This window comes from Kitasatospora sp. NPDC059812 (assembly GCF_042732075.1).
Taxonomy (GTDB): domain Bacteria; phylum Actinomycetota; class Actinomycetes; order Streptomycetales; family Streptomycetaceae; genus Kitasatospora.
The window spans coordinates 10,989-30,247 of the sequence record NZ_JBHWIO010000024.1; the positions used below are offsets into that span (position 1 = coordinate 10,989).

Sequence of the window (19,259 nt, forward strand, 5' to 3'; positions counted from 1 at the left end):
TTGCGTTGTAAAATTTTTTATCTTTTATAAAATATTTGTTTGGCGGTTTTTATTTTAATATACCACACAAATAAAACGGGGGGGGGGGGGTGCACCACCCCCCCCACCACCCTGATCCGGTCGGCCCGGTCGCCGGAGAATCCCGCGACCTCGGCGATGAGCACGTAGCCGTAGCCGTGGCGGGGGGAGTTGCGGGCGCGCGTCGGCGCGCCGGTGCGTCAGGACGCCGGAACGGGGCGGACGGCGCGGCGCTCGCGCAGCGTCCGGAGCACCCGGCGGGTCGCCCGGGTGGCGACCGGTGGCAGCAGGTCCAGCGCCAGCCGGCGCGAGGTGGACTGCTGGACGGGGGCCTTGACCTGGTAGTTGAGCCGCAGCACCGGCTCCCCGGCGATGGTGTCGTCGTCCACCGTGTAGCCCTCGGCCCGCCAGTCGCGGGCGAGCAGGACCTGCCGGACGGCCGCGGCGTCGCCCCAGGTGCCGTAGAACTTCATCGGGGTGAGCAGCACCGGCCGCAGGCCGCCGGTGAAGACCGCCTCCCAGACCGCCGCCGACACGCCGGGGGTGTGCTCCGAGCGGTAGTCGTCCAGCGCCACGACGCCGTTGTCGGCGAGCGCCGCCCTGGTCACCGCGATGTCCCCGGCGACGTGCTCGTACAGGTGGGAGGCGTCGACGTGGACGAACCGGCAGCTCCCGGCCGGGATCCGGCCGTCGGCCAGCACCGAGGTGGGCGCCTGCACGATCTCCGGCAACTCGCCGTGGAAGGCGAGGTAGTTGGCCTCGAAGGCGCTCCGGGTGAGGGTCTTGCGGTAGGACATCGCCATCTCGGCGGCGTTGTCCGCGTCGCCCGCCTCGGAGTCGAACAGGTCGCAGACGGTCAGCCGTTCGCCGGTCTGGAGGTGGTCGCCGAGCAGGACGGCGCTGCGGCCGAGGTAGCTGCCGAGTTCGAGGATGTCGCCGGTGGCGCCCGCCGTGGTCTGGGCCGCCAGCAGGTGGCCGAAGGCCGCCCGGTCGAGACGGAAGAACCAGCCGGGGATGTCGTCCCGGGTCAGTGGCGCGGGGCGGGTGGCTGTGGTCTCGGCGGTGGGCACGGCGGCCTCCAGGAGGGCGGGCGGGGCGCGGTGGCGGGTTCACGCCGCGGAGGGGATGCCGTGGACGTGAGGCCGATCATCATAGCGACGCGGAGGCCGACCGGGAGCCGGTTCGGAAGCGTGCGATTTCGCGCGTTCGCGCTGCTGTGCGAACGCGCTCGCCGGGTCGTGTCCCCGGCCTCGCGGGTCAGTGCACCCGGCCGTCCAGCTCGGTGATGGTCTCCACCAGCCAGGCCCGCTCGGCCGCCGTAGAGGCCCGGGCGACCAGCAGCATGCCGCGCCGGAAGGGGTTCGGCTCCAGCTCGGCGGTGACCGCGCGGCCCTCGCCGTCGTAGAAGAAGCTGCTCGGCTCGTCCAGGAACGCCAGCCGGCGCCGGAGCACGGTGGCCTGCGCGGGCGGGTCGGCGAGGTGGTGCAGGAAGGCGGCGTGTGCGAAGAAGCGGATCTGGTCCGTGATCTCGGCCTGCTCCGGGTCGGCCAGCCGGCGCCGCAGTTCGGTCCGGCCCTCCTCGGTGAGCTCCAGCGTCTGGCGCGGCGCGGCCCCGCTGCCCGGCTCGGCGCGGCGGCGCAGCAGTCCGGCCTTCTCCAGCCTGGCGATGGCGGGGTAGAGCGCGCCGTCGCTGACCGGTCGGACGTGGCCGGTGAGGCCGGTGATCCGGGACTTGAGTTGGTAGCCGTGCAGCGGCTGGTCGTACAGGAAGCCGAGGATCGCGAGGGTCAGCACGGTCGAAGCCCTTTCGTCGGAGTGCGCCCTGTGGCGCGCCCCATGTTACCTCTTGTCGATGTGCCTCGATACGAGGTATCTCTATTCGAGGTGAGCCACCGGCAGGCGGTGGCGGAACGGGGAGGAAGCATGCACGGGCGTCCGTCGCGACGACTGGCCGCACTGGCCGGACCGGTCTACGTCGAACTGCTGTCCAACGTGATCGCCTCGGTGATCGGCACCTTCTGGGTGGCGGGCCTCGGCGGGGCGGCCGTCGCCGCTGTCACCCTGGCCGGCACCGTGGAGAACCTGCTGCTCGGGCTCGTCCTGGTGGTCGGCTCCGGCACCAGCGTGCGGCTCTCCCGCGCGCTCGGCGCCGGCGACCGGGACGACGCCGCCCGCACCACCCGCGCAGCCTGGCGGCTCTGCGCGGTGGGCAGCCTCGCGCTCGCAGTCCCCGGCTTCCTGCTGCGCGACCGCCTGGCCGGCGCCTTCCTGGACGGCGCCGCCGCCGCCCTCGCCGCCGACTACTTCACCGTCGCCTTCCCGGCGTTCGCCCTGTTCTCCGGCCAGCGCGTCGCCGACGAACTGTTCAAGGGCGCGGGCGACACCCGCACCCCGATGCGGATGGCCCTGCTGTCGAACGCGCTGCTGCTCGCCCTCGACCCGCTGCTCGTCCTCGGCGCCGGCCCGGTGCCCGCGCTCGGGGTGACGGGCGCCGCGCTGGCCCTGGCCGGCTCGCGGGCGGTCGCCCTCGCCGTCACCCTGCGGTTGCGGCCGCGGCTGCTCGCACCCCCCGGGGGAACCGGCGAGGCGGCTGGCCGGATCGTCCGCGCGGGAGTGCCGTTTGGCCTGGACTTCACCGCCCGGATGGCCGTCGGCACGGCCCAACTCGCCCTGGTCGCAGGCTTCGGCGTCGCGGCGGTGGCCGGGTACGGCATCGGCTACCGGGCCTTGCTGGTCGTCACCATGGCGTTCTACGCGCTCCGGCAAGCTGCCGCGATCGAGGCCGCCCGCCTCTGCGGCGCGGGCCGTGCCAACGAGTTGGGCGCGCTGCACCGCGCCACCGGACGCCTCGCCGCGCTCCTCGGCGCCGTCGCGGCGGTGCTGTCCGCGACGCTCGCCGCCCCGCTGACCGCGCTGTTCACCGACGACCCGGCGGTGGCCGGGCAGTCCGTCGGCTTCCTGCGGATGGCGGCGTTCTACCTGCTCCCGTACGCGCTGGTGGTCGCCCTCGGCGGGGTGCGCCAGGCGGCGGGCGCCGGTCGGCCGCTGGTGCTCTCCGTGCTGCTCGGACTGGGCGCCCAACTCGCCGTCTCCGCGGCCCTGTCGGGGCCGCTCGGGGTGACCGGGGTGTGGGTGGGGCCGGCCGTGGGCGCGGCCGTGCAGCTCGGCCTGCTGCTGCTCCTGGCCCGGCGCCGGGCCAGGCGGCCCGCGCCGTTGGCGGACCAGGGCGACCGGGCCCTGGAGCCGGTCGGATGATCGCCTCCGGTCGCCCGACTGTGCCACAGTGGAGCCCATGGGACCGACACTCGACGGGCGGCCGCTGCCGTCTCCGCACGCGGACGAACGCGCCATGCTGGAAGGCTGGTTGGAGTTCCACCGGGCGACTCTTGTGCAGAAGGTCGCCGGGCTCGACGACCAGCAGGTCCGGCTGGCGGCCGTCCCGCCGTCGACGATGACGCTGCTCGGCCTGGTCCAGCACCTCGCCGAGGTCGAACGCACCTGGTACCAGCGGGTGCTGGCCGGCCGGGAGGCGCCGCCGCTGTACGGCGCGGACGGCGAGGGCGGCTACGCGCTCACCCCGGAGCGGGGGATGCCCGAGGCGCTGGCCGACTGGCGGGCGGAGGTCGAGCAGGGCCGCGAACTGACCGCCGCGGCGGCGCTGGAGGATACCGGACGCCTCTCCGAGCGGGCGGCGGCCGTGTTCGGCTCGGAGACCGTCTCGCTGCGCTGGATCCTGGTGCACCTGATCGAGGAGTATGCCCGCCACAACGGCCACGCGGACCTGCTCCGGGAGAGCATCGACGGCCTCACGGGCGTGTGACGGCTCCCTGGGGGAGGGCCCCGGGAGCCGGACCGAGGTGGGCGTCCAGGGCGGCGCGCAGCAGCGGTTCGACGTCCTCGCCGCCGGTGATGAGCCGCAGGCTGCCCCAGGCGCGCAGTTGGGCCAGGCCGTGCAGGTTCGCCCACAGTGCGGCGGCCGCCGGTCCGGGATCGGTGGACTCCGGGCGGGCCTCGCCGACCAGGCGGGCGACGGTGTGGAACATCGGCAGGGTGGTGTGCCGCAGCTCGGCTCCACTGCCCTCCAGCAGGTCGTGACGGAACATCAGCTCGAACATGCCGGGGTTGGCCGCCGCGAAGCCGAGATAGGCACGGGCGAGCGCGTCGAGCCGGGTGCGGGGGGCCGCGCCGGTGGTGGCGGCCAGCGCGTCGGCGCCGGCCAGGGTGTCGGTGAGCCTGCCGAACCCGTGTCGCGCGATGGCGGCGAGCAGTTCGCGGTGGGTGGGGAAGTGGCGGCGGGGGGCTCCGTGCGAGACCCCCGCCTGCCGGGCGATCTCGCGCAGGCCGAGGGCGTGGACGCCCTCCCTGGTCACCAGTTCGACGCCGGCGGCCACCAGGCGCGCGCGCAGGTCCTTCTCCTGATCGGTCATGGGTCTTGTCTACCAGGCCGCTGTAGACAGTGTCTACTCGCGTCGGCGCGGGCGCTCCGGGCAGAATCGGGGGCATGGACGAAGGCGGAGAGGCGGCCTGCTGGCTGGACCGGGTGTGCCCGGAGTGCGGGCGCCTGCGCGAGCGGCCCAGGCCGCAACCGTGCGAGAACTGCGGGGCCGGGAGCGCGGACGGCGAAGCGGGGGCCCGGCAGCCCGCGGGGAAGGCCGAGGCCGCGCCGGAGCAGGACGGCTGACCGCAGGTCCAGGACGGCTCGGCCCCGGCTCGGAACGGCTGAACGCCGGCCCGGAACGCCTGAACCCCGGCCCGGAACAGCTGGGCCCCGGTGCGGCCGGGCGGGCCTGACCGGGGCCGCAGGCGTACGGCGGGTTCGGGCTGCTACTGCTGCGGCGGCTGGTCGCGGAACTGGTTCTTCGCCTGCTCCTGGGCGGCGTCCACCTGGCTGCTGTACTTGCCCTGGGTGCGCTCGTCGACGGCGTCCCCCGCCTTGTCGACGGCCCTGTCGGCCTGGTCCTCGTGGCCCTTCAGCAGGCCCTTGAGCTTATCCAACATGGACATCTGGTCACGCTCCTGGAAGAGACGGCCCCACCCCTCCAGGATCACCGCCCCCGCCGCCGTCCGCATCCCGCGGCCGCGCGGCGGCCTTGGCAACGTGATGCCGGTCATGTCAAATCGGGAGTTCACGGACCGCCGGAAGGAGTCGCCTTGAAGCCACGAGCCCGCCGCCCGATCTCCCTGCCCCTCCGCCCGACCAGCCCGCTCGACCAGTCCACCCCGATACCGCACCAGCAGCGCCGGGGCCAGCGCCCGCGCACCGCCACCGTCCGGAGCGCGGGCGCCGCCCTGACCGTCGCCGCCCTGGCCGCCCCGCTGCTGCTGGCCGGGGCCGGCGGCGCGGCCGCCGACCCGGACCCGGCGCGCAGAGGCGAGCGGCTCGCCGCGCGCCTGGTCGAGGCCGCCGACGCCGAGAGCGCCCACGACACCCTGGCCGCACTCCAACGGATCGCCGACCGCAACGGCGGCACCCGGGTGGCCGGTTCGAAGGGGCACGACGAGTCCGCGCGCTACGTCTACGAGCAGGCCCGCCGGGCCGGGTTGAAGGTGTCCCGGCAGGAGTTCGAGTACACCTTCTTCGAGGCCCGCTCGGAGCGGCTGCAGGTGCTGTCCCCGCAGGCCGAGAGCATCCCGCTGATCGCCATGACGTACTCGCCCGGCGGCCCGGACGCGGGCCTGAACGCCGACCTGGCGGTCGCCCCGGTCAGCGCCGCGACCGGCTGCGCGCCCACCGACTACCCGGTCGGCGCGTTCACCGGTCGGATCGCGCTGATCCAGCGCGGCGGCTGCGGCTTCGCCGTCAAGCAGGCCGCGGCCGCGACGGCCGGTGCGGTGGGCGCGATCATCTACAACAACACCGACGGCGACCTCAACGGCACCCTCGGGGACCCTGGGGCCGGCAGGATCCCCGTCGGCGGGATCACCCGGGCCGCCGGGGAGGCGCTGGCCGCGAAGGCCGCCGCCGGCCAGGTGCGGCTGAACCTCGACATCCGCACCTTCATGGAGCCGCGCAAGACCTGGAACGTCATCGCCGAGACCAGGGGCGGCGACCCGGCCGACACCGTGATGGTCGGGGCGCACCTGGACTCCGTCCCGGCCGGGCCCGGCATCAACGACAACGGCTCCGGGGCGGCGGGCATCCTGGAGGTCGCGCGCAACCTGACCGTCCACCCGGTGAAGAACAAGGTCAGGTTCGCCTGGTGGTCCGCCGAGGAGTTCGGCCTCAAGGGCTCGGAGGCGTACGTGAAGTCGCTCTCCGAGGCGGACCGGAAGAAGATCAGGCTCTACCTCAACTTCGACATGATCGCCTCTCCCAACTACGCGCAGTTCGTCTACGACGGCTCGGGCAGCACCGGCGGCGGCGCCGGCCCCGAGGGTTCGGCGCAGATCGAGCGGGACCTCACCGGCTACCTGGACGGCCGGGGCCTGCCGCACGAGCCGACCGCCTTCAACGGCCGCTCCGACTACGGCCCGTTCATCGACGCGGGCATCCCGGCCGGCGGCACCGACACCGGCGCCGAGGTGGTCAAGTCGCCGGCGCAGGAGGAGCGTTACGGCGGCACGGCGGGCGTGGCTTTCGACGCCTGCTACCACAAGGCCTGCGACGGCTTGAAGAACATCGACATGGACGCCTTCGACGTCAACATCGACGTGATCGCCCATGCCGTCGGCACCTACGCCTGGGACCTCTCCTCACTGAACCGGCCCGTGCCGCCGCAGCACCCCGCCGGCCAGGCGGGTGGCGGCGGCGGTATGGGCGGGGGCCACGCCCACGAGGTGACGGCCTGACGCCCGGGTGGGCCCGCTGCCGTCCTCGGGCGGCGGGCCCACCCGCCCCACCCGCCGGCTCCGCCGTGCTCGTCCGCCATTCGGCCCCTCCTCCCGCTCGTACCCCCGGACCTCACCCCGGACCTCGCCCCTGCCCGGCGAGGTTGCGAGCACCGTAGCCGAGGGCACTGACAATTCGGCCCCGGGCCGGGTACGGTGCCGCGCGGAGCGCATCCGCCGAGACCCGGTGGGTGCGTCGAACCCGGTCCTGACACCATGGGACCGAGATCACGAGACCGTGACACCCTCGGAGGAGTCAGCAACATGAGCACGCACTACGACGTCGTCGTCCTCGGCGCCGGCCCCGGCGGCTACACCGCCGCCGTCCGCTCCGCTCAGCTCGGCCTGAAGACCGCCGTCATCGAGGCCAAGTACTGGGGCGGCGTCTGCCTGAACGTCGGCTGCATCCCCTCCAAGGCCCTGCTGCGCAACGCCGAGCTCGCCCACATCTTCACCAAGGAGGCCAAGACCTTCGGCATCAAGGTCGAGGGCAAGGTGACCTTCGACTTCGGCGAGGCCTTCCGCCGCAGCCGCTCGGTGGCCGACGGCCGGGTCAAGGGCGTCCACTACCTGATGAAGAAGAACGGCATCACCGAGTACGACGGCTGGGGCACCTTCGTCGACGACCACACCCTCCAGGTCGCGCTCAGCGGCGGCGGCTTCGACGTCGTCACCTTCGACCACTGCGTCATCGCCGCCGGTGCCACCACCCGGCTGCTGCCCGGCACCAGCCTGAGCGACCGGGTGGTCACCTACGAGGAGCAGATCCTCACCGAGCAGCTGCCGGAGAGCATCATCATCGCGGGCGCCGGCGCGATCGGCGTCGAGTTCGCGTACGTGCTGCACAACTACGGCGTGAAGGTCACCATCGTCGAGTTCCTGGACCGCGTGGTGCCGCTGGAGGACGTCGAGGTCTCCACCGAACTGGCCAAGCAGTACCGCAAGCTCGGCATCGAGGTGCTCACCTCCACCCGGGTCGAGTCGATCGACGACAGCGACCCGAACGCCAAGGTCAAGGTCACCGTCACCAGGGACGGTCAGCAGCAGGTGCTGGAGGCCGACAAGGTGCTCCAGGCGATCGGCTTCGCGCCGCGTGTCAACGGCTACGGCCTGGAGAACGCCGGCGTCAAGCTGACCGACCGCGGCGCCATCGCGGTGGACGGCCGCGGCCGCACCAGCGCCGGGCACATCTTCGCGATCGGCGACGTGACGGCCAAGCTGATGCTCGCGCACGCCGCCGAGACGATGGCCGTGATCGCCGCCGAGACCATCGGCGGGGCGGAGACCATGGAGGTCGACTTCGCCATGATCCCGCGCGCCACCTACTGCCAGCCGCAGATCGCCTCCTTCGGCTACACCGAGGCGCAGGCCCGCGAGCTGGGCCACGACGTCAAGGTCGCCAAGTTCCCGTTCACCGCCAACGGCAAGGCGCACGGCCTCGGCCACCCGATCGGCTTCGTCAAGGTCATCAGCGACGCCAAGTACGGCGAGCTGCTCGGCGCCCACCTGATCGGCCCCGAGGTCACCGAGCTGCTGCCCGAGCTGACCCTGGCCCAGCAGTGGGACCTCACCGTCCATGAGGTGGCCCGCAACGTGCACGCCCACCCCACCCTCGGCGAGGCGGTCAAGGAGGCCATCCACGGCCTCGCCGGCCACATGATCAACATGTGACGCGCACCGCATGACGGCAGGGCCCGCCCGACCTCCCGGGCGGGCCCTGCCGCTTTCCGGCGGCCCTGGCCCCGGCTCCGACGGCGGAGGCGGTCCCGGGCCCCGGCTCCGACGGCGGATCAGGCCGACCCGTCCGGCGCCAGGGCGAGGTAGGTGAGCACCGCGCCGAGGGCGGACAGGGCGGCGAGGACCAGCCCGAGGACGTGCAGGGCGTCGGTGAACCCGGCGGCCAGGGCGGCCTGGTGCGCCGCGGCCACCCTGCCCTGGACGGCCTGCCCCGCGAGCTGCGCCGCCTCGTCGGCGGCGAGGCCGCTGCCGCCCAGGTGCGCGGCGGTCAGCGTGCTGAGCAGCGCGGCGGCCCCGGAGACGGCCACGGACTCCCCGGTGATCCGCATCGTGTTGAAGACGCCCGCGGCGGCCCCGGCGTGCTCGGCGGGGACGGTTCCGACGGCCGCGTCGTCCATCACCCCGAAGGCCAGCCCGACCCCGGCCCCGAACGGCAGCAGCGGCACCGCCAGCGCGAGCCACGACCCGTCGCCGCGCACCGTCACCAGCAGCAGGGAGCCCGCCGCGATCAGCGCGGAGGCCGCGGTCAGCACCGCCCGGACGGAGACGGCGGCGGCGAGGCGCCCGGCCGCCAACGGCAGCAGGAGGACGGGCGCCGTCATCGGCAGCAGGAGCAGACCGCTGGTCAGGACGCTCCTGCCACCCACACCCTGGAGGTAGGCCGGGAGGTAGACCAGCAGCACGACGAACCCCAGGGTGACGGTGAACGGCTGGCACACCACGGCGAGGAACTCGGGCCTGCGGAACAGCCGGACGTCGACCATGGCGCGCCCGGCCCGGCGGACCTCCACCCCGGCGAACAGGACCAGCAGCAGCACCGCGCCCGCCAGCGGCAGCAGCGTGTCCGGCGCCGTCCAGCCGGCGGTGCCGGCCTGCACGAGCGCGTACGACAGCGCGGCGAGCCCGCCGGTGAAGCAGACCACCCCGGGCAGGTCGATCCCGGGGTGGTCCGGGTTGCGGGACTCCGGGGCCCGGGTGGCGCACAGCCACGCGGGCAGGGCCAGGACGGCGACGAGCAGGAAGACCGACCGCCAGCCGGCCGCCTCCACCAGCAGGCCGGCGGCCGGCGGCCCGATCGCCAGGCCGGTGCCGAAGGAGGTGCCGAGGATCCCGAAGGCGAGCCGTCGGCGCCGCCCGGAGGTGGACTGGGCCAGGACCGCCGCGCCCGCCGCCAGCACGGCGGCCGCCCCGCACCCCTGCACCGCCCGGGCGGCGTCGGCCACGGCCATCGACGGCGCGAGCGCCACCACCGCGGACAGCGCGCCGACCAGTGCGATCCCCGACAGCAGCACGCGCCGCCGGCCGATCCGGTCCGCGAGGCCGCCGGCCGCCAGCGGCAGCGCGGCGAAGGTGAGGTTGAAGGCGTTCAGCATCCACTGGGCGGCGCCCACCGAGGAGCCCAGCTGCGCGGTCATGCCGGGCAGCGCCACGGCGGCCCCGGTCACCGAGAACGGCAGCATCATGCTGGCGCAGCCGACCGCGGTGACGGTCGCCCAGTAGCCGCCCGGACCGCCGTCCGTACGCGGTGGGGGAGCGGCCGTGCCCGCCGGGTGCTCGGTCCGGGGCGGCGCGGCGCGGCGGGCGCCTTCGGGACGGGCGTCGCCGGGACGGGCGTCGTCGAGGCGGGGAGAAGCAGTCATGGCCCCGATCGTTCGCGGGCGCCGCCGCCGGATGAAGAGAGCCCCGTTCCCTGGGTGTGACAGGGCCACCCTCCGGCCCCCGCACCCCCGGCCGGGCGCCCCATACTGGAACGCATGGCCGAACCGATCACGCTCGCCGCCAGCCTCGGCGACTACCTGCGCACCCGGCGGGCGCTGGTGTCACCCGCGCAGGCGGGGCTGCCGCCGACCGGACGCCGCCGGGTGCCCGGCCTGCGGCGCGAGGAGGTCGCCGAACTGGTCGGCCTCAGCACCGACTACTACGTCCGGCTGGAACAGGGCCGCGCCGAGCGCCCGTCCGACGAGGTGCTCGACGCGCTCGGCCGCGCCCTGCGGCTCGGCCCCGCCGAGCGCGCCCACCTGTACGACCTGGCCCGCCCGCCCCGCCGCTCGGCGGCCAGGACGGCGGGCGCCGGACGGGACGGCGACGCCCTGCGCCCCGCCCTGCGGCGGGTCGTGGAGGCGATGCCGACCACCCCCGCGCTGATCATGAACGACCGCAACGACGTCCTGGCGTGGAACCGGCTGGCCGCCGCGCTGATCGCCGACTTCCCCGAACTCCCGCCGCGCGAACGCAACCTGGCCCGACGGATCTTCCTCGACCCGGGCGCGCCGGACGTCCACCTCGACTGGGAGGACGCCGCGCGCACCACCGTCGGCATCCTGCGGATGGCCTCCGGCCGGCACCCGCACGACCCCGAACTCGTGCGCCTGATCGGCGAACTGGCACTCGGCAGCGCCGACTTCCGCCGGCTGTGGGCCGGCCACCACGTGCACGAGAAGACCCACGGCCCCAAGCGCCTGCGGCACCCCGTGGTCGGCGACGTGACGCTCGACTACGAGACCTTCCAGGCGCCCGGCGCCGCGCGCCACCTCCTGGTCGTCTACACGGCCGCCCCCGGGAGCCCGGCCGAGGAGGCGCTCACCTTCCTCGGCGGCTTCACGGCCGCCGCCCCGGGCAGGTGAGCCGGGGCCGCCCGGTACCAGCAGCGCCTCCCGGCCGGGGTGCGGCGCTGCCCGGTGGTCCAGCGGGGCGGGGAGGGCGAGGGGATCGGGGACGGGCGCGCGGACGGGACAATGACGGGCGTGACAGACGTGACGCTGAACCTCTGGCGCCGGCCCCTCGGCGCGGTGCCGGCCGAGGTGTGGGACCGGACCGACCTGACCGTGCTCATCCTCGCCGAGACCGGCCTGACCGAACTGCCGCCCGAGGTCGGCAGGTTGCGACGGCTGCGCACCCTCGACCTCGGACACAACCGGCTCACCGGCGTGCCCGCCGAACTGGGCGAGCTGACCGGGCTCGCCGACTTCCTCTACCTGCACGACAACGCGCTGACCGCGCTGCCGGCCGCGCTCGGCCGCCTCACCGCGCTGCGCTACCTCAACCTCGGCGACAACCGGCTCACCGAACTCCCCTCCGCCATCGGTGAGATGACCGCCCTGGTCGAGCTGCGCGCCCAGCGCAACCGGCTCACCGCGCTGCCCGACCGCCTCGGCGAACTGACCTCCCTGCGTGAACTCTGGCTGTGCGGGAACGACTTGACCACCCTGCCGGACACCTTCGGCGGCCTCACCGCACTGCGCGAACTCGAACTGCGGGACAACGCGCTCGCCGAGGTCCCGCCGGTGCTCGCCGGGCTGCCGCTGCTGCGCCGGCTCGACCTGCGGGGCAACCGGATCACCGAACTGCCGCACTGGCTGGCCGAACTGCCCGCGCTGGAGAAGCTGGACCTGCGGTGGAACGAGGCGCGCCCCTCGCCGCGGCTGTTCGCCGCGCTCGACGCGCGCGGCTGCGCCGTCCTGTTCTGAGCGGCCGCGGATAAAGATCACCACGGCGGTCGGTGCCCTGTTATCGTGGATCGCATGAAGCGCGCTGCACTCGCCACGACGACGCCGGAGAGAGTCCCGGTGCGCTGACTGCTGACCTAGTCCGAAGCCCCGGGGCGAGTGCCCCGGGGCTTCGCCGTTTCCGGACCACTCGCCCGCCGACCCGAGTGGAGACCACCCCATGCACAACCGCGCCATGCACGACCACCCCATGCACGACCGCGCCGCGCACGACCACCGCAAGCTCGGCCGCGAACTCGACCTGTTCGACACCGACCCGCTGATGGGCTCCGGCCTGCCCTACTGGCTGCCAGACGGCGCCGCGATCCGGCACACCCTGGAGGAGTTCATCCGCGAGCGCGAGCGGCGGGCCGGCTACCGCCACGTGTACTCGCCGGTGCTCGGCAAGCGTGAGCTGTACGAGATCTCCGGCCACTGGGCGCACTACCGCGACGACATGTTCCCACCCATGGAACTGGGCTCGGAGGAGATGGTGCTCCGGCCGAGCCTGTGCCCGCACCACGCCCTGATCTACCGCTCCCGACCCCACAGCTACCGGGAACTCCCTCTGCGCATGGCCGAGTTGGGCGGCATGTACCGCTCCGAACTGTCCGGTGTGCTGGGCGGGCTGACCAGGGTCCGGGCGATCCAGCTGAACGACGCGCACGTGTTCTGCACCCCGGAGCAGGCCGCCGACGAGGCCGTCGCCGCACTGGAGCTGATCCGCGGGGCACACCGCGCGCTCGGCATCGAACCGGTCCGCTACCGGCTCTCGCTGCCCGGCGCGGGCGGCAAGTACGTGGCGGATCCGGCCCTCTGGGAACGGGCCACCGCGCTGCTCACCGACGTGCTGGAACGCTCCGGCGTGCCGTTCGAGGCGGCAGAGGGCGAGGCCGCCTTCTACGGGCCGAAGATCGACGTGCAGATCGCCGACGGCGCCGGGCGCGAGTTCACCCTCTCCACCGTGCAGGTCGACTTCCACCAGCCCGAGCGCTTCGGTCTGCACTACATCGGCCCGGACGGCGCGAAGCACCGGCCGGTGATGGTCCACCGCAGCGTGATCGGCAGCGTGGAGCGGGTGGTCGCCCACCTCATCGAGCTGTACGGAGGCGCGTTCCCGGCCTGGCTGGCCCCGGTACAGGTGGTGCTGCTGCCGGTCTCCGAGGGCGAACTGCCGCAGGCCGAGCGGCTCCGGCAGCGCTGCCTCGACCTCGGGCTGCGCGCCGAGGTCGCCGGGCCCGAGCACGGCAGCCTGGGCGCCCGGATCCGGGCGGCGCGCCTGGTGCCGTACCAGGCCGTGATCGGGGCCAAGGAGGCCGTGGACGACCGGGTCGCGCTGCGGCTGCGGGACGGCCGCCGACTCGAACCGCTGCCCGCGGAGGAGGCCTGGGCCAGGATCGGCGCACTGGTGGCGGCGTGCAGCGCCGACCTCTGGGCGAACGACCCCGCGCGCCGACCGGGCGGGGCGGGTCAGTAGGACTGGAGCTCGATCAGGTGGCCGTCCGGGTCCCGCAGGTGGGCGCTGCGCAGGTTGGGGCCCCACTGCGGCCGGTCGGCACGGGGCCGCCTCGCCGAGCAGCTCGCCGAACACGGCCTGCGGCTCTGGGACATGGCCGTGCTGGCCGCGCTCGCCGACTTCGGGCCGCACGCCCAGCGGGACCTGGTCCAGCGGCTGGGCATCGACCCGAGCGACCTCGCCAAGGTCGCCGACCAGCTGGCCGCCGCCGGGTACGTCGAGCGCGTCCGCGACCCGGCGGACCGGCGGCGGGTCTCGGTGTCGGTCACCGACGCCGGGCGCGCGCTGCTCGCGGAGCTGGACGCCCGGGCGCGCGCGGTGCAGGACGAGGTGCTGGCGCCGCTGGACGCGCGGGAGCGGCAGCTGCTGCATGGCCTGCTGCTGCGCGTCCACCAGGGCCAGGGCCAGGGGCCGGGGGAGCGGCGCGGCCTCTGAGGCCCGCTCAGCCGGCCGGCCCGGGGCGGCGGGCACCGGCGAACTCGCCGGCCCAGCGCGGGACGTCGAGGGCGTGCTCGACCCGGGCGACCAGCGTCCCGGTGCGCTCGGCGTGGATCATCGCGCCGTCGCCGACGTGGATGCCGACGTGGTGCAGCGGCGCGTCCGGGCGGGAGAAGAACAGCAGGTCGCCCGGGGCGAGGGCGTCACGCTCCACCGGGGCGCTGCGGTGGAACTGGGCGACGGTGTAGTGCCCGAGCTCGACGGTGCCGTGGCTGGCCCGGTACCAGCAGTAGAGGGACAGGCCGCTGCAGTCGAAGCCGACCGTGCTCTCGCCCATGCAGACGCCGTCCAGGTAGCCGTTCTCGTCGTCGCAGAAGCCGAGGCTCGCCCCCAGCCGGTCGCCGCCGCCCCAGGCGTACGGCACGCCGAGCTGGGCGGTGGCCACCTCGGCGACCCGGCGGCCCAGGGCGGCGGACGCGACCACCGGGGTATCCGACCGGGCCGTTGATGTCGCCGTCGCCGTCGCGGTCGCGGTCGCCATTGCGGCCGGGGTGAGGGCCGGGGCGAGCCCCGCCCCGAGTGCCAGGCCCAGCATCCGGCGTCGGCGGACCCCGGAGGCCTCGTCGCGGTACGGGGGTCGGGATTCCATGGGGGACCTCCTGGTGTCGGCGCGGCGTCGACCCGCGCGGGTGGCGGCCACCAGGATTCCGGCCGGGCGGGTCGGCCCGCCATCACCCGCAACGGTGAATCGTGGACGCAACGGCCCTGTGGTGGACGGGACAGTGCTGGTAAATGGTTTGACGGTCGCTCAGGAGAGGCCAACGATGGGCGCAAACGTTCGGCCACGACCCTTCGGAGTGCCCCTTGAACAGCGCAGTCAAGCTGATCCGCAGCTCCCGCCTCACCCCGGCCGTCGACTACGCCTATGCGGCCCTGGTCGAGGCCCCGGCCCGTTCGCTCTGGCTCGCCGGCGCCTGCCCGCTCGACGCCGAGGGGCGGACGGTCGCCGTCGGCGACTACGCGGGCCAGGCGCACCAGGTGATGCGGAACCTGATAACCGCGCTGGAGGACGCGGGTGCCGGGCTGACGGACGTCGCGCGGACGACGGTGTACGTGGCCTCCGCCGACCAGGCCGACCTGGTCGCGGTGTGGGACGTGTACCGCGCCTACATGGGGGAGCACGACGCCCCCAGCACGCTGCTGGGAGTGTCGGTGCTCGGCTACCACGACCAGCTGGTGGAGGTGGAGGCGGTGGCCGTCCTACCGTGACGCCTTCCGGCCCTCGGGTGTCCAAATGAGGAAACCGATCGTTCGGTTTTTCCCCGAATGTGTGATGTGTGGCGCCGGTGCCGCTTTCGATCGTCCGGCGAAGAAGCAGCGGCCCGTAGGCAAAATGCGGAGGATGCGGGCGGGAGGGAAGGAGCGTTTGAGGCGATTCCCCGACATCATCTTGTCGTCCGTAGGCCACCGGTAGCTAAGATACGGGGTGTTTGGTTTTGTTTTCCGGGAGCTCTGGGTGGGGTGGTTGCGGTGGTTCGGCAGGAGCGGGCGGTCCGGACGCGTCGGCTGATCCTGGAGGCGGCGGCGTCGGTCTTCGACGAGTTCGGCTACGAGGGCGCCACCATCGGCGAGGTGGTCGCGCGGGCCGGTGTGACGCGTGGTGCGGTGTATTTCCATTTCGCCTCCAAGCGGGATCTGGCCCAGGGCGTCGTCGAGGAGCAGTTCGTCCAGGACGGTGTGCCGGAACGGGTCTGCAAACTCCAGGAGTTCGTGGACACCGGGATGGTGGTGGCCTATCTGATGCCGCGTGATCCGCTGCTGAGCGCGGGGGCCCGGCTCTCCCTGGGCCAGGACGTCTTCGACGACCTCGGCGGCGGCGCGATCCCCGGCTGGATCAGCCGGCTGGAGGCGCTGCTGGTCGCGGCCGGCGAGCGGGGCGAACTGCTGCCGCACGTCGTCCCGGCCGACACCGCGTGGCTGGTCACGGCGGCGTGGACGGGTGTGCAGATCCAGTCGCAGAAGCTCTCCGGGCGTGCGGACTTGGAGCGGCGGGCCGCCGGGCTGTTCCAGCACCTGATGCCGAGCATCGCGGTGCCGGGTGTGCTCGGTTCGCTGCAGATGGGCCCGGACCGCGGTGCCCAGGTGGTCGCCGAGGTGGCGGCCGCCCGCGCGGCGGCGGAGGGCGCCGGGGCGCAGGACGGGGCGCGGTCGGCGGCCCGGGCGGTCGCGGACGAGGTCGGTGTGGGCTGACGGTCCGGCACCGGCCGGAAATCGCTGCGGCTGGTGCGGAGTTGACCGGGGCTCGGCGACCCCCTGCTCGCGGGGGCGTCCGGGGGCGTCCGGGGGCGTCCGGGGGCGTCCGGGCGGTTTCCGGGCGGTGATCGGCCGGCTGGCGGCGGGCGCGGAGTGCGGGCGAATTGGTGGCGGCGCGGGGTGCGTTGGTGTCCGTCTCCGGCGTGGGTGTGAGCGCTCTACGCGGGGTGTGGGGGGCGGGGCCCGCACGCGCGGGCCCCCCCCCCGGAAATGGGTCCCCCCCCACCCCCGCTGCGCGTGGTGGCCGGTTCGTGGCGCAGCGTGGCCGCCGCGCCCGTCTGTCCGAGGCTGGCCGCTCATCCCAAGAAACAAACAGCACGTTCGGTTTTGGATTGACAAACCGCGCGTCCTGTTTTTGACTGGTGACAGTCGCCCTAGGGGTGTCGACCCGGGTGCCAGCCGCGGCGGATCGGCCTGCGGCGTTCCGTGTGATTGGGGTGGTCATCGTGGAAATTAGGGTGCTCGGGGCGTTGGACGTCCGGGTGTGCGGGGTGTCGGTGGTGCCATCGGCGCCGAAACCGCGTCAGGTGCTGGGGCTGCTGGCCCTGCGGGCCGACCAGGTGGTGTCGGCCGGGGTGCTGGCCGAGGAGCTGTGGTCGGGCCGCCCGCCGCGCAGCGCACGCACGACGGTGCAGACGTACGTGCTGCAGCTGCGCGACATGATCGACCGGGCGCTCGGGCAGGTCGGCCCGGCGGCAGGGGTCTCCTGCGCCAAGGACGTGCTGGTGACCTCGCCGGGCGGCTACATGCTGAACAGCGGCGGCGGGTTGACGGACGTCCGGGAGTTCGAGCGCCTGGCCGGCATGGGCTACCGGGCCATGGACGGCGACGACCACCCGCTGGCCGCCCGGATGCTCGGCGAGGCGCTCGGCCTGTGGCGCGGTCCGGCCTTCGCCGACATCCCGGCCGGCGGTCAACTCGCCGTCGAGGCCAAGCGGTTGGAGGAGACCCGGCTCTGCGCCCTGGACCAGCGGATCGAGGCCGACCTGCGGCTGGGCCGCCACCGCGTCCTGCTCGCCGAACTCACCGTCCTGGTCGACCGCTACCGCACCCACGAGAGCCTGCACGGCCAGTACATGATCGCCCTGCACCGCTCCGGCCGACGGGGCGAGGCCCTGGAGGCCTACCAGCGCCTGCGCAACACCCTGGTACGGGAGTTGGGCATGGAGCCGTCCACCGGACTGCGACGGCTCCAGCGCTCCATCCTGCTGGCCGGCCCGGAGCGCCCGGAGCGCCCGGAGCGTTCGGAGCGTTCGGAGCGCGAGGCGGCCGCGACCGCTTCGCCGGAGGCGTCGGTGGCCCGGTTCACCCGGGTCGGCTGAGGACGCGCGGAAGGCGCCGTCGCTGCCGGGGCGCTGCTCGTGTGTGGTCGGAACGTGCTCGTCGTTGTGAGGGGTGTGGGTCGGGTGGTGCAGGAGAGGTCGGAACGGACACGCGGACGGCTGGTGCAGGCGGGGGCGGTGCTGTTCGACCGCTGCGGCTATGCGGGGGCCACGCTCGGCGAGATCGCCGGTGCCGCAGGAGTGACGAAGGGTGCGCTCTACTTCCACTTCGCGTCCAAGGAGGAGCTGGCGCAGGCGGTGTTCCAGCGGGCCGAGCGCTCGCTGCGGGGCGCCTGCGGCGGTCTGCGGGCCACCTCCTCCCCCCTGCAGACGCTGATCGACGTGGGCTACTGGCTGGTCGACGCCCTGGGGTCGGACGCGGTGGTCCGGGCGGCGTTCCGCCTCGGCCGGGAGGGCGGCTGGCAGTCGAGGACCGCCGCGTTCGCTCCCGCCACGTCCGCCCCCGGCGCGCCGGTCGCGGGCGTGCGGGGCTTCCACGGTGTCTGGGCCGGTGTCGTCCGGGAGTTGCTGACGGGTGCCCGGCGCGCCGGCGAGCTGCGTGACCGCTCGGGCGATCCCGGCCCGGAGACCCTGGTGGTGGCGGCCGCCTGCGGGCTGGAGGTCGTCTTCGGCGACGGCTGCCCGGGTGAGGAGCGCGCCCGCCGGGTCGGCGCCCTGTGGGAGTGGCTGCTGCCCTGCCTCGTCCCCCCGGGCTCCTCCGACGCCTACCGGACCAGGCCGCTGGCGCCGCTGCCGGGCTGAGCGGGCGGTTCGGGGGCGGACAGGCGGCGCGCCCCGCCCGGGGCCGGTCACGCCGTGTGGAGGCGCTCCGCCAGGCCGGCGGCCGTGAAGGCGGCCACCAGGTCGTCGCGGTCCTCGGTGAAGTGGGCCCAGCTGTCGTGGTGGACGAGGACGACCCGGCGGGCGTCGAGGATCGCGGCGGCCTCGGCGGCCTGGGCGCTGTCCAGGACGATGGGCGCGCCGTCGAAGAGGGCGGCGAAGCGGGGGGCCCCGGCGAAGAGGATCGCGGTGTCGACGGGGGCGAAGCGTTCGGCGATCTCCCCGACGGCGAGGAGGGATGCGTTGTCCCCGCTGACGTAGACGGTGGGCAGCCCTTCCCCGGTCAGGACGAAGCCGACGACCTGGCCGGTGACGGCCTCCACCTGCTCGCGGGCCCCGGGCCCGTGGAGGGCGGGCACGGCGGTCACGGTGAGGGTGCCGCCGCCGGGGCGGTCCAGCGTGACCGACTCCCAGTCGGCCAGTCCGCGGGCCGTGCCGCCGAGGCGCAGGCCGCCGCCGGGGGTGGTGAGGGTGAGCGGGACGTCGGCCAGCAGGGCCCGGCCGGAGTGGTCGAGGTTGTCGGGGTGCTCGTCGTGGGAGAGCAGGACGACGTCGACGTGGCCGGCGTCGGCGGCGCTCCCGGAGGAGGGAGCGGTCTTGGTCAGGAACCGGCCGTCCGGCCGCAGGTAGTCGCCCGGGCCGTCGAAGGTCGGGTCGGTGAGGAAGCGCAGGCCTCCGTACTCGAAGAGGGCGGTCGGGCCGCCGAAGAGGCGGACGGGGAACTGCTCGACGGTCGTGTCGGAAGAAGCCATGGTGAAGCAC

20 protein-coding genes are annotated in these 19,259 nt (G+C 74.2%); 13 read left to right on the forward strand and 7 right to left on the reverse strand.

The window, feature by feature from the left end:
- Positions 1-218: 218 nt before the first annotated feature.
- On the reverse strand, positions 219-1,088 hold the full coding sequence (locus tag ACFV6D_RS15010) for a class I SAM-dependent methyltransferase (protein WP_063345995.1): 870 nt from the start codon (positions 1,086-1,088) through the stop codon (positions 219-221).
- 187 nt (positions 1,089-1,275) lie between these two features.
- Complete coding sequence (locus tag ACFV6D_RS15015) at positions 1,276-1,812, reverse strand: PadR family transcriptional regulator (protein WP_380494468.1); 537 nt, start codon at positions 1,810-1,812, stop codon at positions 1,276-1,278.
- Between the two features lie 129 nt (positions 1,813-1,941).
- Between ACFV6D_RS15015 and ACFV6D_RS15020 the strand changes: the two genes are divergently transcribed.
- Both ACFV6D_RS15020 and ACFV6D_RS15025 read left to right on the forward strand, forming a co-directional pair.
- Positions 1,942-3,273: an MATE family efflux transporter gene (locus ACFV6D_RS15020; RefSeq protein ID WP_380559954.1), complete on the forward strand. Its 1,332-nt coding sequence runs from the start codon at positions 1,942-1,944 to the stop codon at positions 3,271-3,273.
- 37 nt (positions 3,274-3,310) lie between these two features.
- Entirely contained in the window at positions 3,311-3,838 is a 528-nt protein-coding gene (locus ACFV6D_RS15025) for a DinB family protein (protein WP_107452797.1), read from the forward strand.
- Here the strand turns inward: ACFV6D_RS15025 and ACFV6D_RS15030 are convergent.
- The gene (locus ACFV6D_RS15030; RefSeq protein ID WP_380429909.1) at positions 3,825-4,445 is read right to left on the reverse strand and encodes a TetR/AcrR family transcriptional regulator; all 621 of its coding nucleotides are present in this window, start codon (positions 4,443-4,445) and stop codon (positions 3,825-3,827) included. The genes ACFV6D_RS15025 and ACFV6D_RS15030 overlap by 14 nt on opposite strands.
- A 74-nt stretch (positions 4,446-4,519) precedes the next feature.
- Between ACFV6D_RS15030 and ACFV6D_RS15035 the strand changes: the two genes are divergently transcribed.
- Complete coding sequence (locus tag ACFV6D_RS15035; protein ID WP_380559956.1) at positions 4,520-4,699, forward strand: hypothetical protein; 180 nt, start codon at positions 4,520-4,522, stop codon at positions 4,697-4,699.
- Between the two features lie 143 nt (positions 4,700-4,842).
- Here the strand turns inward: ACFV6D_RS15035 and ACFV6D_RS15040 are convergent, their stop codons facing one another.
- Complete coding sequence (locus ACFV6D_RS15040) at positions 4,843-5,022, reverse strand: antitoxin (protein WP_063350839.1); 180 nt, start codon at positions 5,020-5,022, stop codon at positions 4,843-4,845.
- A 285-nt stretch (positions 5,023-5,307) separates the two neighbouring features.
- Between ACFV6D_RS15040 and ACFV6D_RS15045 the strand changes: the two genes are divergently transcribed.
- Together ACFV6D_RS15045 and lpdA are read left to right on the forward strand one after the other, a co-directional pair.
- Positions 5,308-6,807 (forward strand): M28 family peptidase, encoded by a 1,500-nt coding sequence (locus ACFV6D_RS15045; protein ID WP_380560018.1) that lies wholly within the window; start codon positions 5,308-5,310, stop codon positions 6,805-6,807.
- Between the two features lie 303 nt (positions 6,808-7,110).
- Positions 7,111-8,517 carry a dihydrolipoyl dehydrogenase gene (lpdA, locus tag ACFV6D_RS15050; protein WP_380559958.1) on the forward strand — a complete coding sequence of 469 codons (1,407 nt, stop codon included), beginning with the start codon at positions 7,111-7,113 and terminating at the stop codon, positions 8,515-8,517.
- Positions 8,518-8,636: 119 nt separating this feature from the next.
- Here the strand turns inward: lpdA and ACFV6D_RS15055 are convergent, their stop codons facing one another.
- Complete coding sequence (locus ACFV6D_RS15055; protein WP_380559960.1) at positions 8,637-10,223, reverse strand: MFS transporter; 1,587 nt, start codon at positions 10,221-10,223, stop codon at positions 8,637-8,639.
- A gap of 114 nt (positions 10,224-10,337) precedes the next feature.
- On the opposite strand from ACFV6D_RS15055, the gene ACFV6D_RS15060 reads away from it, so the two are divergent.
- From ACFV6D_RS15060 to ACFV6D_RS15075, 4 genes are all read left to right on the forward strand, one after another.
- Entirely contained in the window at positions 10,338-11,207 is an 870-nt protein-coding gene (locus ACFV6D_RS15060) for a helix-turn-helix transcriptional regulator (RefSeq protein WP_380377716.1), read from the forward strand.
- Positions 11,208-11,327: 120 nt separating this feature from the next.
- Entirely contained in the window at positions 11,328-12,050 is a 723-nt protein-coding gene (locus ACFV6D_RS15065) for a leucine-rich repeat domain-containing protein (RefSeq protein ID WP_380495375.1), read from the forward strand.
- Positions 12,051-12,249: 199 nt separating this feature from the next.
- Positions 12,250-13,545, forward strand: a complete 1,296-nt coding sequence (gene thrS, locus ACFV6D_RS15070; protein ID WP_380559962.1) for a threonine--tRNA ligase — start codon at positions 12,250-12,252, stop codon at positions 13,543-13,545.
- Positions 13,546-13,599: 54 nt separating this feature from the next.
- A complete protein-coding gene (locus ACFV6D_RS15075) occupies positions 13,600-14,019 on the forward strand; it encodes a MarR family winged helix-turn-helix transcriptional regulator (protein WP_380559964.1) in 420 nt (139 codons plus the stop codon).
- A gap of 7 nt (positions 14,020-14,026) precedes the next feature.
- Here the strand turns inward: ACFV6D_RS15075 and ACFV6D_RS15080 are convergent, their stop codons facing one another.
- Positions 14,027-14,671, reverse strand: coding sequence for a C40 family peptidase (locus ACFV6D_RS15080; RefSeq protein ID WP_380559966.1), 645 nt, complete (start codon positions 14,669-14,671; stop codon positions 14,027-14,029).
- Positions 14,672-14,886: 215 nt separating this feature from the next.
- Here ACFV6D_RS15080 and ACFV6D_RS15085 point away from each other — a divergent pair, with 215 nt between their 5' ends.
- The 4 genes from ACFV6D_RS15085 (at position 14,887) to ACFV6D_RS15100 (ending at position 18,419) form a co-directional block, all read left to right on the forward strand.
- Positions 14,887-15,291 carry a RidA family protein gene (locus ACFV6D_RS15085; protein ID WP_380427435.1) on the forward strand — a complete coding sequence of 135 codons (405 nt, stop codon included), beginning with the start codon at positions 14,887-14,889 and terminating at the stop codon, positions 15,289-15,291.
- Between the two features lie 261 nt (positions 15,292-15,552).
- Positions 15,553-16,272 (forward strand): ScbR family autoregulator-binding transcription factor, encoded by a 720-nt coding sequence (locus ACFV6D_RS15090; protein WP_380559968.1) that lies wholly within the window; start codon positions 15,553-15,555, stop codon positions 16,270-16,272.
- Positions 16,273-16,781: 509 nt separating this feature from the next.
- Complete coding sequence (locus ACFV6D_RS15095; protein WP_380559970.1) at positions 16,782-17,657, forward strand: BTAD domain-containing putative transcriptional regulator; 876 nt, start codon at positions 16,782-16,784, stop codon at positions 17,655-17,657.
- A gap of 84 nt (positions 17,658-17,741) precedes the next feature.
- Positions 17,742-18,419 (forward strand): ScbR family autoregulator-binding transcription factor, encoded by a 678-nt coding sequence (locus ACFV6D_RS15100; RefSeq protein ID WP_380559971.1) that lies wholly within the window; start codon positions 17,742-17,744, stop codon positions 18,417-18,419.
- A 47-nt stretch (positions 18,420-18,466) separates the two neighbouring features.
- Here the strand turns inward: ACFV6D_RS15100 and ACFV6D_RS15105 are convergent, their stop codons facing one another.
- A complete protein-coding gene (locus tag ACFV6D_RS15105; protein ID WP_380559973.1) occupies positions 18,467-19,249 on the reverse strand; it encodes an MBL fold metallo-hydrolase in 783 nt (260 codons plus the stop codon).
- Positions 19,250-19,259 lie beyond the last annotated feature (10 nt).